This window comes from Geobacter sp., assembly GCA_009684525.1.
GTDB lineage: Bacteria > Desulfobacterota > Desulfuromonadia > Geobacterales > DSM-12255 > Geoanaerobacter.
Genome location: WKKR01000006.1, coordinates 100,108 through 115,461 on the forward strand (window position 1 = coordinate 100,108; position 15,354 = coordinate 115,461).

The 15,354-nt window shown below is 54.9% G+C and carries 13 protein-coding genes; 12 read left to right on the plus strand and 1 reads right to left on the minus strand.

Going from position 1 to position 15,354, the window contains the following annotated elements; all coding sequences use genetic code 11:
* Position 1: 1 nt before the first annotated feature.
* From GJT30_16675 to GJT30_16700, 6 genes are all read left to right on the plus strand, one after another.
* Positions 2-1,108: a hypothetical protein gene (locus GJT30_16675; protein ID MSM41253.1), complete on the plus strand. Its 1,107-nt coding sequence runs from the start codon at positions 2-4 to the stop codon at positions 1,106-1,108.
* On the plus strand, positions 1,105-1,896 hold the full coding sequence (locus GJT30_16680) for a glycosyltransferase (GenBank protein MSM41254.1): 792 nt from the start codon (positions 1,105-1,107) through the stop codon (positions 1,894-1,896). The genes GJT30_16675 and GJT30_16680 overlap by 4 nt, the downstream gene beginning before the upstream one ends.
* Entirely contained in the window at positions 1,893-3,023 is a 1,131-nt protein-coding gene (locus GJT30_16685; protein ID MSM41255.1) for a putative lipopolysaccharide heptosyltransferase III, read from the plus strand. The genes GJT30_16680 and GJT30_16685 overlap by 4 nt, the downstream gene beginning before the upstream one ends.
* On the plus strand, positions 3,016-4,365 hold the full coding sequence (locus tag GJT30_16690; GenBank protein MSM41256.1) for a hypothetical protein: 1,350 nt from the start codon (positions 3,016-3,018) through the stop codon (positions 4,363-4,365). Before GJT30_16685 ends, GJT30_16690 begins: the two co-directional genes overlap by 8 nt.
* Complete coding sequence (locus GJT30_16695) at positions 4,362-5,231, plus strand: hypothetical protein (GenBank protein ID MSM41257.1); 870 nt, start codon at positions 4,362-4,364, stop codon at positions 5,229-5,231. Before GJT30_16690 ends, GJT30_16695 begins: the two co-directional genes overlap by 4 nt.
* Positions 5,232-5,424: 193 nt before the next feature.
* Positions 5,425-6,297: a hypothetical protein gene (locus tag GJT30_16700; GenBank protein MSM41258.1), complete on the plus strand. Its 873-nt coding sequence runs from the start codon at positions 5,425-5,427 to the stop codon at positions 6,295-6,297.
* 137 nt (positions 6,298-6,434) lie between these two features.
* Here the strand turns inward: GJT30_16700 and GJT30_16705 are convergent, their stop codons facing one another.
* On the minus strand, positions 6,435-7,391 hold the full coding sequence (locus GJT30_16705; protein MSM41259.1) for a glycosyltransferase: 957 nt from the start codon (positions 7,389-7,391) through the stop codon (positions 6,435-6,437).
* 305 nt (positions 7,392-7,696) lie between these two features.
* Here GJT30_16705 and waaC (GJT30_16710) point away from each other — a divergent pair, with 305 nt between their 5' ends.
* From waaC (GJT30_16710) to GJT30_16735, 6 genes are all read left to right on the plus strand, one after another.
* Positions 7,697-8,734, plus strand: coding sequence for a lipopolysaccharide heptosyltransferase I (gene waaC, locus GJT30_16710; GenBank protein MSM41260.1), 1,038 nt, complete (start codon positions 7,697-7,699; stop codon positions 8,732-8,734).
* Between the two features lie 37 nt (positions 8,735-8,771).
* Complete coding sequence (locus GJT30_16715; GenBank protein MSM41261.1) at positions 8,772-9,869, plus strand: aminotransferase class V-fold PLP-dependent enzyme; 1,098 nt, start codon at positions 8,772-8,774, stop codon at positions 9,867-9,869.
* Positions 9,870-9,900: 31 nt separating this feature from the next.
* Positions 9,901-10,917, plus strand: coding sequence for a lipopolysaccharide heptosyltransferase I (waaC, locus tag GJT30_16720; GenBank protein MSM41262.1), 1,017 nt, complete (start codon positions 9,901-9,903; stop codon positions 10,915-10,917).
* Positions 10,918-10,920: 3 nt separating this feature from the next.
* Positions 10,921-11,877 (plus strand): hypothetical protein, encoded by a 957-nt coding sequence (locus GJT30_16725; protein MSM41263.1) that lies wholly within the window; start codon positions 10,921-10,923, stop codon positions 11,875-11,877.
* Between the two features lie 64 nt (positions 11,878-11,941).
* On the plus strand, positions 11,942-13,408 hold the full coding sequence (gene rfaE1, locus GJT30_16730; protein MSM41264.1) for a D-glycero-beta-D-manno-heptose-7-phosphate kinase: 1,467 nt from the start codon (positions 11,942-11,944) through the stop codon (positions 13,406-13,408).
* A 96-nt stretch (positions 13,409-13,504) separates the two neighbouring features.
* Positions 13,505-15,310: an ATP-binding cassette domain-containing protein gene (locus GJT30_16735; GenBank protein MSM41265.1), complete on the plus strand. Its 1,806-nt coding sequence runs from the start codon at positions 13,505-13,507 to the stop codon at positions 15,308-15,310.
* Positions 15,311-15,354: the final 44 nt, after the last annotated feature.

Genomic DNA, 15,354 nt, shown 5'->3' on the forward strand with positions numbered 1-15,354 from the left:
TTTGCAGGGGTTCTGGGGTATTAAAATGCAAGGTCCACTCCACATCATTGAACCGACCCTGGTGAGCGATGCCGGACACTGTTCCAGTTTTGTCCGGAGCATCTGTGGAGCGGCAGGAACTCCAGCGCAGATCATGCTTTGGGCGGGGAAGGAATATACCCCCTCCGATTTTCTCCCACTGGTCAAGGTTAAGGGGTATTTTCACCGGCGGTGGCGAAAGGTGCAGGGGTATTTCCTTTACCGTGCCCTTCTCCGCCAGCCCGGTCGAGTCTTTGTCGCAACTGCCGGTCGGACAGACCTGCTGCTGCTGGATTGGGCGGCCAGAGGAGAAATCCCTCCAAGGAAAGTATTTTGCTTTATTCACTGGCTGCGTCTCGATGAAAAAAAACAGCTGCAGCTGAGACGGATCGCTCTGCGTCAGCCTGGTCTCGTCCTGCTTGCACCGACAGAACTGATTGCGGCTCAGTTGCGCGATTGCGCATTTAAAAACGTCCAGGTGGTGCCCTATCCCATTACCTCCTGCCCTGTGGCGGAGCAGCAGGCTCCGGGATTCAGGCACATTCTCAGCGCAGGTGCAGCGCGGGCAGACAAAGGCATAGTGCATATTGCGGCTTTTGTCGCTCATCTCGAGGAATGCGGCGAGAATATTCCCATGATCGTTCAGTCTTCGCCCGACCACTACGGAAAATACGACGACGCAACGCGTCAGGCTTTGGCACGAATGGCGGCTCTCAGTTATCCACCACTCACCTTCCAGTCTGAAACTCTCCCCTTGGATGAGTATTTCTGGCTCTTTAACGGGGCCATCTGTCTTCAACTCTATGACAGGCAGGATTTTGCGGATCGCATCAGCGGCATCACCCTTGACGCCATGAGCTGCGGCGCACCTGTAGTAGCCTTGTCCGGGACCTGGATTGCACGTGTAGTCTCCCGATTTTCCGCCGGAGAGGTAGTTGCAGAAGTTGAACCGGTTGCTGTTCTGGATGCGGTACGCCGCATCATGGCGGACTACGAAACGTATCGGGGAAATGCGCGGCGGGCAGGAGAGGCCCTCCAGGCGGAAAACAGCGGCGAACACCTTTACCGGATATTGATGGCAGAACCATGAACGAGGTTGCAGTGGGTGAACCCAGGAAAATTTCGGTAGTTGTCATTGCATTCAATGAGTCCCGCCATATCGGCGACTGCCTGGAGAGTGTGAAATGGGCAGACGATATCGTGGTGCTGGATTCGGGAAGTACGGACGACACAGCCGCAATAGCTCGCAGTAAGCACGCCAGGGTCTTTGACATCCCCTGGAAGGGGTTCGGACCTCAGAAGCAGGCAGCTGTCGACCTTGCCCTTCATGACCTTGTGCTCAATATCGATTGTGATGAACGGGTGACTCCGGAACTTGCCGCCGAGATCAAGTTGATCCTCTCCGGCAATAATTTGAGAACAGCCTATTCCATTCCCAGGCGCACCTTTCTCGGAACCAGCGAGATTCGCCACTGCGGCTGGTATCCTGACCGGACAGTGAGGCTTTTTGACCGGCGCAAGGCAAGATTTTCTTCGGAAATGGTCCATGAACAAGTCGTTGTGAGCGGAGAAACGGGGCAGTGCAAGGGGGAGTTGCTCCATTACTCTTTTGACGGTTTTACTGACCTTATTGCAAAAATGAACCGGTATACGGATATTGGCGCAACGCAATTACTTGACAGAGGGAGAAGGAGTCGCCTCAGCCAGGTCGTTTTCAGGCCGTTCTATGCCTTTATAAAGACCTTTTTTCTCCAAAAGGGGTTTATGGATGGTTTTGCCGGATTTGCCATCTCTGTATCAAATGCCGTATCGGTATTTTACAAGTATGCGAAACTGCGCGAATTGGCCGCTGCTCAGGATACTGGGAAAAAACCGTGATCAAGCCTCCAGAAACCATCCTGATTGTCTGCATACGTCTGATCGGCGACGTAATCCTGATGACTCCGCTTATCGGCCTGTTGAAGGAAGCTTATCCGGAGTCAAACATAGATATCCTGGTGGGGAAGGGTACCGGGGAGTTTCTGGAACAGGACCCCCGGGTGCGTCGGGTACTTTATTCGGCTAAAGAGGGAAAAAATTATTTCCGGGAGATATTCCGTCGTTACGACCTCGCCATCAATATGAATGCGTCTGACAGGGGGAATTCAGCCGTTCTGTTTGCCGGCAGGCACCAGCGTGTGGGGTTCTATCGGGGAGGGTCATTCTGGAAAGATATTTGGAAAAGGGCTCTTTTTACCCATCCCCTGAAATTTCCTGAAGATATACCGGTAGCCAGATACTGCGAGTTGGTGGCCGATTCGCTGGGGATACCGGCAGAACGCCTGACAGTCAAGGTTTTCTGGGATGCAGAAGACGAATCCAGGGTGGAAGCCCTTCTCAGAAGGGAAAACTGCAGTGGCCGGTTTTTTGTGGTACATCCGTTCGCCCGCTGGATTTACAAGTATTGGAAATTGGATCGCTTTGCCACAGTGAGTGACGAAATTGCACGTCGATACGGTTTGCAGCCGATCTGGACCTCTTCTCCCGCACCAGAGGAGAAAAGACTCTTGGTTGATACCGCGGGACGATGTCGAATCAGGCCTGTATTGATAGAGGGTGAGCTGACACTCAATCAAATAACCTGTCTCTTGAGCCGGGCTGCGTTCTATCTCGGCCTTGACACTGCCGTGACCCACCTTGCCGCAAGCACCGGGATACCTATGGTCGCTCTGTACGGCCCGACTTTTACGTCACGTTGGTTTCCTTGGTTCAATCCGGGCGAACCTGGCCAGTGCTGTCCTGAGACCAGAGGGGTGTTGCGGCGGGGGAATATTGCGGTTGTTCAAAAGGATATGGAATGCGTGCCGTGTGGTAAGGCAGGGTGTGATGATGGAGGCACGTTTGAAAGCCCATGCATGACAGAAATTACTACTGACGAGGTGTTGGCGGCCGTCGACCTGCTCCTGAAGCATGGAGTTGCCGGGAATTTTGCGCCAACCAATGAGGACAAGGTGAAGCATGCCTGAACCGTTGCACAAACCAGCAGGCCAGACGTGGCTCATCATTTCGCACGCATTCAATATGGATGGCCGGGCAGCAAGCCAGACAATTACCGATAAAATTCCCTATCTGATTGAAAAAGGCATCGTTCCGATTGTGATAAGCGCCCAGACCGGAGAGAAGGACAGCGCGCTGGAGCATTATCAGGTCCCTGCAATAGCCCCTTCAGGGTTAAAGTTCGACCTTCGGCATATCCTGAAAAAGCATTTTCGCAACCCAGCGAGTTATCGGCTTGCAAAAGGCTTGGCAAATGTTCTGCTCCTTCCGCTCTATTTTGTGGAAAGAGCGTTCATTCATCTGGAGAGCCAATGGTCATGGTTTTTCATGGCTTATCTCAAGGGATGCCGAATCGCACGCGAGAAGCGCCCTCTGCTCATCTATTCAACCGGCGGCGCCAACTCTGCCCATTTTGCCGGCTATTTGCTGGCTAAAAAATTCTCCATTCCATGGATTGCGGAGTTGCATGATCCCATGATCCATGGCGACTGGAGAGGGACCGGTACGGCATATAAATGGGCAGCCTACCTGGAGAGAAAGATCTGCGAGCGGGCTGATGCTGCCTGGTGGTTTACCGAGGGGGCTCTGGCCAAGGCACTAGCGAGAAACCCAACACTGGGTAACCGTGGGTATATGATAATTCCCGGTGTCCAGGAACCGGACTTCCAGGGTGTTGTCTATCGCCGTCAAGAGAAAGTTCATTTCGGGCATTTCGGTTCCTTGGCTGAAACCAGAAACCTTGCTGTTTTCATTGAAGCGCTGTATCGGCTTTTGCAGGACTATCCCGAGTATAAGCGGCTGGTGCAGGTCGATATCTACGGTGCACACCTTGATTCACTGTCACGAAAAGCGCTCCAGCAGTTTCCCCTGCAGGAGGTCGTTGTAGAACATGGTCGGCTCGAGAGCAATCCACTTACCGGGAAAAGCGGCAGGCAACAGGTTTTGGAGGCGATGCGCCAGGTCGATGCCCTGATCCTTCTGCATGGCAGTGATCCGTTCTGCGAAGAATACATCCCGTCAAAGTTGTTTGAATATCTCTGGTCAAAGCGCCCGATTATCGGTCTGATCTGGAATAATCAACAACTGACAAAGATATTACAGCAGCGGGGGCAGATTTCCCTCAATGCCCTTGATGTGAAAGGTCTCAAGGATGCGTTGTATCTTCTGCTCAAGAAATGGGAAGCGGGCGAGTTGACCGATTGTGAAACACTTGCGCCGTTCACTGTGCAAAATGCCGTTGATAAAATAGTGGAAATAGCTGCCAGTGTTGCACGCGAACCCCGTAAACGAGAGGACAGACCCGTATCATGAAGACGATTGTCTTGTTCTGCAAATCGTACAGAAACGATCTGCTCCGCGCAAAGCGCCTGGCAGAGAGTGTGAAGCGGTTCAATAGGGACGGTATCCCGTTTTATCTTTCAGTGCCGCGCAGTGATCTGCCGTTATTTCGTAAGGAACTTGCCGGCATCGATGAACTTACCCTGCTTGTGGATGAAGAGATATTATCTGCAAACCAGCTCCATACTGAGTCCTTGGTGGGGAGTATGCCGGGGAACCACCTGCAGCAGGTCGTGAAATCTGAATTCTGGCGATTGGGCGTGTGCCGGAACTATCTCATGATCGACTCCGATTCTTATTTCATTCGCGATTTCGGTGTTAATGATTTCATGTACGATGATGCCATCCCATATACCGTGATGCATGAAGGGAAGGAACTGTTGGGGTTTGCCGCCAGAAACGGATTGGCCAAGATCAGGAGAAATTTCATCAAGGATCGGTCAACCGCGCAGAAATATTTTGAGCGCCCCGGGAGGATATATGATTTTGGGCCAACTCCGATCATCTGCAATGTCGAGGTTTGGAGAATGCTCGCGGACGGTTATGCAGCATCCAACCAGTTGAGTTTTGCCGAGATGATCACCATGTTCCCCAATGAAATGCTGTGGTATGGGGAGTCATTGCTTTATTACAAACCAATTCCATTGATACCGGTAGAACCACTTTTTAAAGTATATCATTATAAAGAACAGTATGATGAGAGTGTTGCGTTAAAGGAGACAGAAAAAATTCTTGCTGAGAATTATCTTGGCATTATCACGCAATCAAATTGGGACAAGTCGCTTGATACGCATCCAAGAAAATCAAGAAGCTGGAAGACATTGTGGCTTAAAAAATAAATATTTATACTGCGTAATTACCTGTTATGTAATTAAAACTTTGAACAATAATCTGATTGTGATAGTACTTTATGTGAGTGATAGATGATGCCTGCTAGCTGTTACGCTAGCTTTTTTTATATTTGAGTATTCCGTTTGATTCCTTCGGTGTAAGCAGTTTCATCTGCCATGTTTCTTGGGAGGATTGCGCCAGATGGTGATTGTGAAAATCCATGGCGGACTCGGCAATCAGATGTTTCAGTATGCCATGGGGAGAAGAACCGCGTTGATCAACAATGTTGAACTGAAATTTGATTTGCATTGGTTTGAAGACTTTGGAGCATCTACGCCGAGAACGTTTGCGCTGAATAAATTCGATATTCAGGGGCAAGTTGCGAGTGACGATGAGATCTGCCGGCTTGTTAGATGGGAAAAAAGGTTAGGCAGAAAGCTGTATGGAATGATTCCCATAAAATGGCGAAATTATATCCGGGAACCATTCCGGGAACCTTTTAACTCTCAGTTGCTGGGTGTTAACAAAAATGTTTATCTTGACGGTTATTGGGCCAATGAAAAATATTTTGCGGATATCTGTGACATTATCAAGAAGGAATTTGTCCTGAAGCATTTTGATGTAAGAGACGAATCGCTTGAAAATAAACTGGCAACGTCTACCGCAGTTTCCATTCATGTAAGACGGGGGGATTACGCTACACTCGATGAAGTTGTACACCTTGATAGTAATTATTATAATGATGCGATAGATATAATAAGTAATAAACACGGTAATTGTGATTATTATGTATTTTCAGATGATGTTGAATGGGTCAAGTCAAATATAAATTTCAAGTGCAAAGTCAATTATGTAGCACCACAAGATGCTTTCAGGCCAAATTATGAAATTGTGCTGATGTCAATGTGTAGGTGCAATATTATTGCTAACAGTACATTCAGTTGGTGGGGGGCATGGCTGAACAATAATCCGGATAAAACCGTTGTTGCGCCTGCGAAATGGTTCAAGGACAAGACATATGGCACGCACTGTAACGCACCGGAAGGCTGGATTCGACTGCAACCACATCATTGAGGAGCCGATTCTCAATGTTGATTAAAGCGGGAACGTTATGGCCATGTAGTTCCCCGTGATATTTCATGGTTATGCTGCCTGATGCTGCAGTTGCAGACATGGATATTGTGGCAGCGGAGGTTTTTTCTGATATGTTGCTATTTGCTGGCAGGTTTTAGCAGAGAAAAAACTTTTTTACGGTATTTTCTGAATTTATTGTATGTAGCAGAACTTTTTATTTTATTTTTAATGGTATAAAAATACCAGACGTTGAATTTTGCAGGCCAGCAATTGAATGTGTTACCGACAAAGCACACATATTTTACGAGCTTTTTTTCGATATCAATTAAAGGGTCATGAAAATCGGCTCTAATGTCACGTATTTTGATAATTTTATTATCTTTCCCGCAGACGTAGACACCCCCGTGTCTCAGGCCGTTCATGATGCCATACATGTGGCCATAATTTGTTGGTAAATGGGTACGAGCAAAATCTATGTCGAATATCTGTTTTAAAAAAACATTGGCTGTTATAAGGGTATGCACAACAGGGAAAAGCCGGTCTATTTTGAGCGAATATTTCAATGCATCCGAATATGATTCAAAATAGCGGGATTCTTTAAAAGCGCTTTCTGTAATCAGTAGGGCAATGTCGTATTTCAATAGAATACCCGCCACATTTTTTACAGAATTGGGGCATAACAATTCATCGTCACCGAAGAGCCAGATATACTTACCTTTTCCCCTTTTTACACATTCAATGAAATTTGCATCGGCACCAATGTTATTGACGTTGCGGAAATATGCAATCCTGTCGTGATCAAGTCTGCGAAAATAGTCGCCTGTTTCATCAGTTGAGGCATTATCCGATATGACTATTTCTATAGTATCAGCACCAGGATCAGCTTCGTCGCACTGATTGAGTAATTCCGGGATTAGTTCTTTGACATATCTGTACCTGTTGTATGTTGGGATCGCGATGGTTAGTAAATACTCGTGGCACATGTGACTAAAGCCTTTTTCGTTTGATGGTGGCAATGGACCCAAGCCATTATCTGTAAACCGATTGCTGCATATGGTGCTCGGAGAATATAATAAAATCGGCGTTGCGGCCATAATCACAGGCACGGGACCTGTATAACATACGAATCATGCCGATGTGCCGGGAAAAGAACATCAAATTTATGCTCTGCCACGGGCAAAGTCAATTCTTATTGCGGCATGTCAGGAGGACTGCCCGGTGCTAACATGCCGATATGCCTGGGTTTGAAAAATATAGTGTCCGCGAGAGTGGAAAGAATCGCTCCGTTTTGCTATAGTTTGCTCCCTGCTTAAGAGGCTTCGGCCCAAGTTTTTCTGAGCGACATTATGCCGGCTGTTCTGGATACGATGTGAAACATCCAAAAGTGTTGATAGTCAAAATGAGCGCCCTCGGGGACGTGGTGCACGCCCTTCCGGTGTTGGACTATCTGCACAAGGTGAGACCTGGGATAGAAATCGGATGGGTTGTTGAAGAGCGGTTCAGGGGGCTATTGGAAGGGAATCCGCAGCTTGCGCATATCCACTGCATTCGGACTAAAGAATGGAAGAAGCATCCTTTCTCTCGCAAGACATGGCGTGAGGCGACAGCCCTTCGCGAGGAGATCATGGGGTGTGATTACGACATTGCGTTCGACCTGCAGACCAACACCAAGAGCGGCATCGTTGCCTGGCTTTCCGGGGCTCCACGCCGGGTGGGGGTGACGCCCGATCAGGCACGTGAGCCGTTGAATCGTTATTTCATTACATCTTCGGTTATGTTCAGGCGACAGGACTACCATGTGACTGACCGCTGCCTGCGAATCGTCTCTTCTGCATTTGGTCGCGACTATTCAGGAATGCAGCTCTGCACGGACATTCATACGGATAGCCTTGAGGAGGGTGAGGCCGAGGCGTTCCTTGCAACGCTAGGTGATGGGCTTGTGGTGTTGATTCATCCGGGGACCACATGGGAAACCAAGCTGTGGTACGAACAAGGGTGGGTTGAGTTGGGGAAAATGATAATTGCCGAATTCTCCGACAGCACCATACTCCTTTCATCGTCAGGCGAAAGGGAGCGTAGCGTGGCTGAGGGAATTGCCGCCGGCATAGGCCGTCAGGCAAGGCTGCTTCCCGAAATGTCACTGAAAGGTTTCACCGCTATTTTGAGAAAAGTCGATTTGGTTGTCGGATGCGACAGTGGACCTGTGCATATGGCTGCAGCGGTCGGCACACCTACGCTCTCGCTCTACCGCGCTACAGATTCCAGACGAACGGGACCCCGAGGTGCTTGTCACATTACACTGCAATCTCCATTGAAATGTACTGACTGCCTAAACAAGCAGTGCGAGAAAGACACTGATTGCCGGTTGAGCATCTCCATTGATGCCATGCTGGAAGGGGTCAGGAAACTGCTTCAACGTACTGCGCCCGGGCAATAATGGCGATTGGGCGTAACAACTAGCGTGGAGAATGGCTATGACGATCCCTTTTCTCGACCTGCAGGCCCCCTACCGGGAGCTGAAGACTGAGCTCGATGCCGCGTATCGGCGGGTCATGGAGAGCGGCTGGTTCATCCTCGGTAAGGAAGTGGCCGCCTTCGAGGAGGAGTTTGCCGCCTATTGCGGGGTGCGGCACTGCATAGGCGTGGGCAACGGTCTCGATGCCCTGCATCTGATCCTGCGCGGGATGGGGATCGGGGCGGGGGACGAGGTCATCGTTCCCTCAAATACCTATATCGCCTCTTGGCTGGCCGTCTCCTATACGGGGGCGATCCCGGTGCCGGTGGAGCCGGTGGAAGCAACCTGCAACATCGATCCCACCCGGATCGAGGCGGCGATCACCCCCCGCACCAGGGCGATCCTTGCCGTCCACCTCTATGGCCAGCCCGCCGACATGGACCCGATCAACGAGATTGCCCGGCGCCACGGCCTGAAGGTGGTGGAGGATGCGGCCCAGATCCACGGCGCCCGCTACCGGGGGCAACGTGCCGGCAGCCTGGGGGACGCGGCGGGATTCAGCTTCTATCCCGGCAAGAACCTGGGGGCATTTGGCGACGGCGGCGCCGTCACCACCAACGACGACCAGTTGGCGGAGCAGGTGCGTATGCTGCGAAACTACGGCTCGCGGGAGAAGTACGTCAACGAGCTGCCGGGGTTCAACAGCCGCCTGGACGAGCTTCACGCAGCCCAGCTCCGGGTGAAGCTTACGGTGCTGGACGCCTGGAACGCCCGCCGCACGGAGCTGGCCGCTCTCTACGGCGAGCTGCTCTGCGGAACCGAACTGGTGCTGCCGGCTGTTCCCGCCTGGGCCGATCCTGCCTGGCATCTGTACGTGATCCGGTGCGGCCGCCGCGATGGGCTGCAGCGGCGGTTGCAGGAGGCGGGGATCGGCACCCTCATCCATTACCCGATCCCGCCCCATCTGCAGCAGGCGTATGCCGACCTGGGGCACGGGAAAGGTGATTTCCCCCTGGCGGAGCAGATCGCCGACGAGGTGCTGAGCCTTCCCATGGGGCCCCACCTTGCCCCGGAAGCGGTCGAAAGGGTTTGCGCCGTCATCCGGGAGATGCCGTGACCGGATCGGCACAGTGGGGGAATTCTCTCCCATGAAGATCGCCATTGTCAGGCTCTCGTCGCTGGGGGACATCATCTTCTGCGCGGCGTCGCTGCAGCTGATCCGGCGCCATCACCCCGACGCGGAGATCACCTGGGTGGCGGACAGCAGGTTCGCCGACATCCTGGATCACAGCCCTGATCTGCAGCGGATCGTCAAGCTCGGCCTGAAAGGGCTGAAGAAGAACTTTTCCCTGGCATCGCTGCGGGACGAATTGGGAAAGCTCAGCGGACTCGGGCCGTTCGACTGCGTCATCGACATGCACGGCATGATCAAGTCGGCACTGGTCGCCCGCCGCCTCGGCGGCCGGGTGGTCGGTTTCCGGCGCGGGGTGGCCAAGGAGCCGCTGGCGACCCTTGCCTATGGAGAGGCCGTGGCCATGCCGGCCGAGGTGATCGGCGTGCGGCGCTACGCCCGGCTGGCCGGTGTTGCCCTCGGGTTTGCGGTCGACGACGCCGAGCTGGCCTGCCATGCCCCGTTCCTCGATGCTGCCGACGAAGATCGCGTCGCAGTGGCGCAGTATTTCGACCCCGACGGCAGGAACGTCGTCATGGTTGCCGGTACCAGCATCGCCTACAAGGACTACCCGGAGGATCGGCTCGCCGAGGTGGCCCGACGGCTCGGTGTATCGATCCTGATCTGCCACGGCAACGACCGCGAGGAGGCCGCGGCCCGGCGGATAGCTGCGGCTGCTCCCAATAGCCGGGTATTGCCGCGCCTTTCCCTCAACCGGCTCAAGGCCGCCATCGGCCGGGCAGACCTGGTGATCGGCGGCGATACCGGCCCGACCCACATCGCCTGGGCCATGAACGTCCCGTCGCTGACCCTCTTCGGTGCCACGCCTGCCGGTTGTATCGTTGCCACGGAGCGAAACCGGGTCATCACGGCAGGCGGCAGACCCAATTACGGCAAGCCCGATCCGAGCGACCTGTCGATCCGGGAGATCCCTACCGATGCGGTGTTGGGAGAAGCACGCTCATTGCTGGGAATTATTGACAAGGGAGAATGAATCATGCGTTACCGGCCCATCGATCTTGAAGGGGTTACCACCTATCCGCTGTCCGAGCGGAAGAACAAGGTCGTCATGGCCGAGCACAAGGCCGGTGAGATCCGGGCTGGAATGACAGTGGGAGAGCTCTTGGCGGCATTGCCGGATCAGCTCGGCAGTCAGTCTTTGCGCGGGGTCATCGATGCCATGGCAGCGGCGCGCGAAAAGGGGAAACCGGTGATCATGGCCATGGGTGCCCATGTCATCAAGTGCGGGCTGCAGCCGGTGCTGCGCAGCCTTGTGGAGGCCGACCTGATCACGGCCTTTGCCCTGAACGGCGCCGGTTCGATCCACGATTACGAGATTTCGCTCATCGGCGCCACCAGCGAGGATGTGGGGGCAGTGCTGCATGCCGGGCTGTTTGGCATGGCCGAAGAGACGGGGCGCGATATCAATCGGGCGCTGAAGGAGGGGGTGGCTGACGGTCTCGGCTACGGCGAGTCAGTCGGCCGGTTCATCAATGCGGAGCAGAACCCGTTCCGGCACTGGAGCCTGCTTGCGCTCTGCGCCGAGAGGAAGGTGCCGGTGACGGTCCATGTTGCGGTCGGCACCGACATCATACACCAGCATCCCTCGGCGGACGGGGCGATCCTGGGGGAGGCGACCTTCCGCGACTTCCGTCTCCTTACCTCGGTGGTTGCCGAACTCGGGGATGGTGGCGTTTACCTGAACGTGGGAAGTGCGGTGCTGTTGCCCGAGGTCTTCCTGAAGGCGCTCTCCATTGCACAGAATCTCGGTCATCACGTGGATCATTTCACTACGGCGAATTTCGACATGCAACAGCATTACCGCCCGCTGCAGAACGTTGTTAAACGGCCCACCGCAGGGAAGAGCATGGGGTACACCATAACCGGGCATCACGAGATCATGCTGCCGCTTTTGGCTGCCGGGGTGCTGGACCGGGTAATAGGAAGAAAATAGCAATGGGAGGAGGGGGTGGCGATGCTCTCCCTTTTCCCTTGAGTTGATGTTGAGGAGAACTCTCATGGAACGCAAGGATATCGAATCGTTGTTCACCAAGGCGCCGGAGATCCGGGCCCTGGTGGTCGGCGACCTGATGCTCGACGAATATCTCTGGGGCAAGGCGGAGCGCATCTCGCCGGAGGCGCCGGTGCAGGTGGTGGAGGTACAGCGCGAGGAACTCCGTCTCGGCGGTGCGGGGAACGTGGTCAACAACCTGGTGGCCCTGGGATGCCGGGTATCGGCCTGCAGTGTCATCGGCGACGATGAGAATGGCCAGCTGCTCTTGGAGGCCTTCATGTCGCGGGGGGTCAATGTCGCCGGCATCTTTGTCGACCACCAACGTAAGACCAGCAAGAAGACCCGGGTGCTGGCATCCAACCAGCAGATCGTCCGAATCGACCGGGAAACCAGGGATGCTGTGGCCAGGGAGAGTGAAACCCGCCTGATCGAGTTCATCCGGGACGAGGTGCCCCACTGTGACGTGATCCTTGTCTCCGACTACCTGAAGGGAGTGCTTACCCGCGACGTGCTTGCCACAATTGTCGCGGCCGGCTATTCGGTCGGCATTCCGGTGGTGGTCGATCCTAAGGGGAGCGATTACGGCAAGTATGCCGGCGCAACCGTGCTGACCCCGAACCGCAAGGAAGCGGAAGCGGCGACCGGGATCGCCATCCGCGACGAGGAAAGCCTCTGCCGGGCAGCCGCCAGGCTCCTGTCCGAGGTCACCCTTGACGCGCTGCTGGTGACCCGGAGCGAACAGGGGATGTCGCTGTTCCAGGCAGATGGCACCACCGACCATATCCCGACCGTTGCCCGCGAGGTGTTCGATGTGACCGGCGCCGGCGATACGGTGCTGGCAATGCTCGGGGTGGCGATGGGGTGCGGGCTCGGAGTTGCCGAGGCTGCCCGTCTGGCCAACACGGCCGCCGGCATTGCCGTAGGCAAGGTGGGGACCTCGACCGTGGCACCGGCGGAGATCATCGCCGAGATTGGACGTGGCCATCAGGACAGCGACACGAAGATCAAGAACCCGGATGTACTGGGCAGTCTTGTCAAGGAGCTTAAGGACCGGCGCAAGCGGATCGTCTTCACCAACGGCTGTTTCGACCTGCTCCATGTGGGGCATGTCAAATATCTGCAGGCGGCTCGCTCCTTCGGCGACCTGTTGATCCTTGGCCTGAACAGCGATGCCTCGATCCGGCGGCTCAAGGGGGAGAAGCGGCCACTCATCGGCGAGACCGAGCGAGCCCATCTGCTGGCCGCCCTCGACTGCGTCGACTTCGTGGTGATCTTCGACGAGGATACTCCGCTGAATCTGATCGAGGCGATTCGACCCGACGTGCTGGTCAAGGGAGGCGACTACACCCGCGAGGGAGTGGTCGGCCACGAACTGGTCGAGTCCTATGGCGGCAGGGTGGAGCTGGTGCAGTTCGTGGATGGCCGGTCCACGTCGGGCATTATCGAAAAGATCCTGGATCGCTACCGGTGAAAGGTAGCGATCCAGGATCCTCTGCCTGTGGGGGGCTGTATTTTTTCGCAGCAGATATGTATCTGATGCTTCCGTCTTGCCAAGGGTAGTCTTCTGATGATCCTGTCCACCTATGCAAAGACCTTTTCGCTGTTGTCGAAGCCTGAACGGCGCCGACTGTTTTTCCTCCTGTGCTGCATGGTCGTGACCGCACTGGTCGAGACGTTTGCCGTTGCCTCGGTGATGCCGTTCATGGCACTGGTTGCGCAGGCGGACAGCCACCAGCTTCACCCTATCCTGGAACGGTTCGTCTCGATTGCCGGCTTTGCCGATACCGCACACGCCACATTCTTCGTCGGTGGCTCGGTTCTCTGCCTCATCGTCGTCGGCAATCTCATTGCCGCCTTTACTCTCGCCTTCCTGCACCGGACCGGCGCACTCCTGATCCACAGGCTCTCCCACCGCCTGCTGGCGGTCTATCTCTGTCGCCCCTTCGAGCATTCGCTACGCGACAACAGTTCCCGCCTGAACAGGAATATTATCGTCGAGGTCAGCAATGCGGTGAATTTCGTCATCCATCCGACCCTGTTTGCTTCTGCACGGCTCGTCACCGTCTGCGGCATCCTCCTTCTGCTCCTCTTTTTGCGACCGCTCCTTTCGCTGCTGTTGGTCATAGTTCTCGGCTCTCTCTACCCGCTCCTCTATCTCATGGTGCGAAAGGTGCTGAAATGGAATGGCGAGCAGCATCTCGTGGTGAACCGGGAAATGGCAGGGATTCTTGCCGAATCGTTCGGAGGGATCAAGGAGATAAAGCTGTTCGGCCGAGAACAGGAGTTCCTGTCCCGCTATCACCGTGCATCATTTCAGGTTGCCAGGCATCAGACCATCGGGAGCGTGGTCCCGCAGATGCCACGCTATCTCATGGAGATCGTCGCCTTTGGCGGCGTGATCATGCTGATCCTCCACCTGATGGGTTCCGGTCGGCCAATCGGGGCGGCCCTGCCGCTGATCACCCTCTATGCCATGGCCGGCTACCGGCTCATGCCTGCACTGCAACAGGCATTTTCCAGCCTCGCCACTGCGCGGTTCCACCGGCCGTCGCTGGACCTGCTCTGCCGCGACTTCGCAGGCTCTGATCCGGCACTGCTTGTCCTGCCGGATTCTCCATCGGGCGAACGACTTCCCTTCTCCGGGGAACTCCGCCTGGAAGACGTATCGTACCGCTATGCCGGGAGCGCCGCTCCTGCAGTGCAAGCCCTTGACCTGACCATCCATGCCTGCACCACCGTGGCCTTTGTCGGGCCATCAGGCGCTGGCAAGACCACGGTGGTCGACCTGATCCTGGGGCTGCTCGACCTGCAGCAGGGGTGCATACTGGTGGACGGTACCCCCCTTGACGGGGAGAACCGTGCTGTCTGGCAGCGGAACCTGGGGTATGTCCCCCAGAGCATCTTCCTGGCCGACGATACGGTGGCTCGCAACATCGCCTTCGGCATTCCGGCAGCGGAGATCGACCGTGCAGCGGTGGAACGCGCTGCCAGGAGTGCGAACCTGCACGACTTCGTGGTCAATCAGCTTCCCGCCGGTTACGACACGGTGGTGGGTGAGCGGGGGGTGCGCCTGTCGGGCGGGGAGCGGCAGCGGATCGGCATTGCCCGCGCCCTCTATCTCGATCCGCCGGTTCTGGTCTTGGACGAGGCGACCAGCTCCCTGGACGGAATTACCGAAGATGCAATCCTTGAGGCCATCCAGACCCTGGCAGGACGGAAGACCATCATCATGATCGCCCACCGGTTCACCACCATCATGGATTGCGATCAGATCTTTCTCCTGGACAAGGGGAGGCTCGTCGCCCAGGGGACCTACCGGGAACTCCTGGATTCGCAACAGCAGTTCAGGGAGATGGCAAAGCAGAAAACCTGAGTGGATTCGGTATGTTTTCCCGAATCCCTTGAAATAATCCATTT

Bases quoted from the DNA above. Each gene is read 5' to 3' on its own strand.
- GJT30_16680 (MSM41254.1), top strand. From the start codon at position 1,105: ATGAACGAGGTTGCAGTGGGTGAACCCAGGAAAATTTCGGTAGTTGTC.
- GJT30_16690 (MSM41256.1), top strand. From the start codon at position 3,016: ATGCCTGAACCGTTGCACAAACCAGCAGGCCAGACGTGGCTCATCATT.
- GJT30_16695 (MSM41257.1), top strand. From the start codon at position 4,362: ATGAAGACGATTGTCTTGTTCTGCAAATCGTACAGAAACGATCTGCTC.
- GJT30_16700 (MSM41258.1), top strand. From the start codon at position 5,425: ATGGTGATTGTGAAAATCCATGGCGGACTCGGCAATCAGATGTTTCAG.
- GJT30_16705 (MSM41259.1), bottom strand. From the start codon at position 7,391: ATGGCCGCAACGCCGATTTTATTATATTCTCCGAGCACCATATGCAGC.
- waaC (MSM41260.1), top strand. From the start codon at position 7,697: ATGAGCGCCCTCGGGGACGTGGTGCACGCCCTTCCGGTGTTGGACTAT.
- GJT30_16715 (MSM41261.1), top strand. From the start codon at position 8,772: ATGACGATCCCTTTTCTCGACCTGCAGGCCCCCTACCGGGAGCTGAAG.
- waaC (MSM41262.1), top strand. From the start codon at position 9,901: ATGAAGATCGCCATTGTCAGGCTCTCGTCGCTGGGGGACATCATCTTC.
- GJT30_16725 (MSM41263.1), top strand. From the start codon at position 10,921: ATGCGTTACCGGCCCATCGATCTTGAAGGGGTTACCACCTATCCGCTG.
- rfaE1 (MSM41264.1), top strand. From the start codon at position 11,942: ATGGAACGCAAGGATATCGAATCGTTGTTCACCAAGGCGCCGGAGATC.
- GJT30_16735 (MSM41265.1), top strand. From the start codon at position 13,505: ATGATCCTGTCCACCTATGCAAAGACCTTTTCGCTGTTGTCGAAGCCT.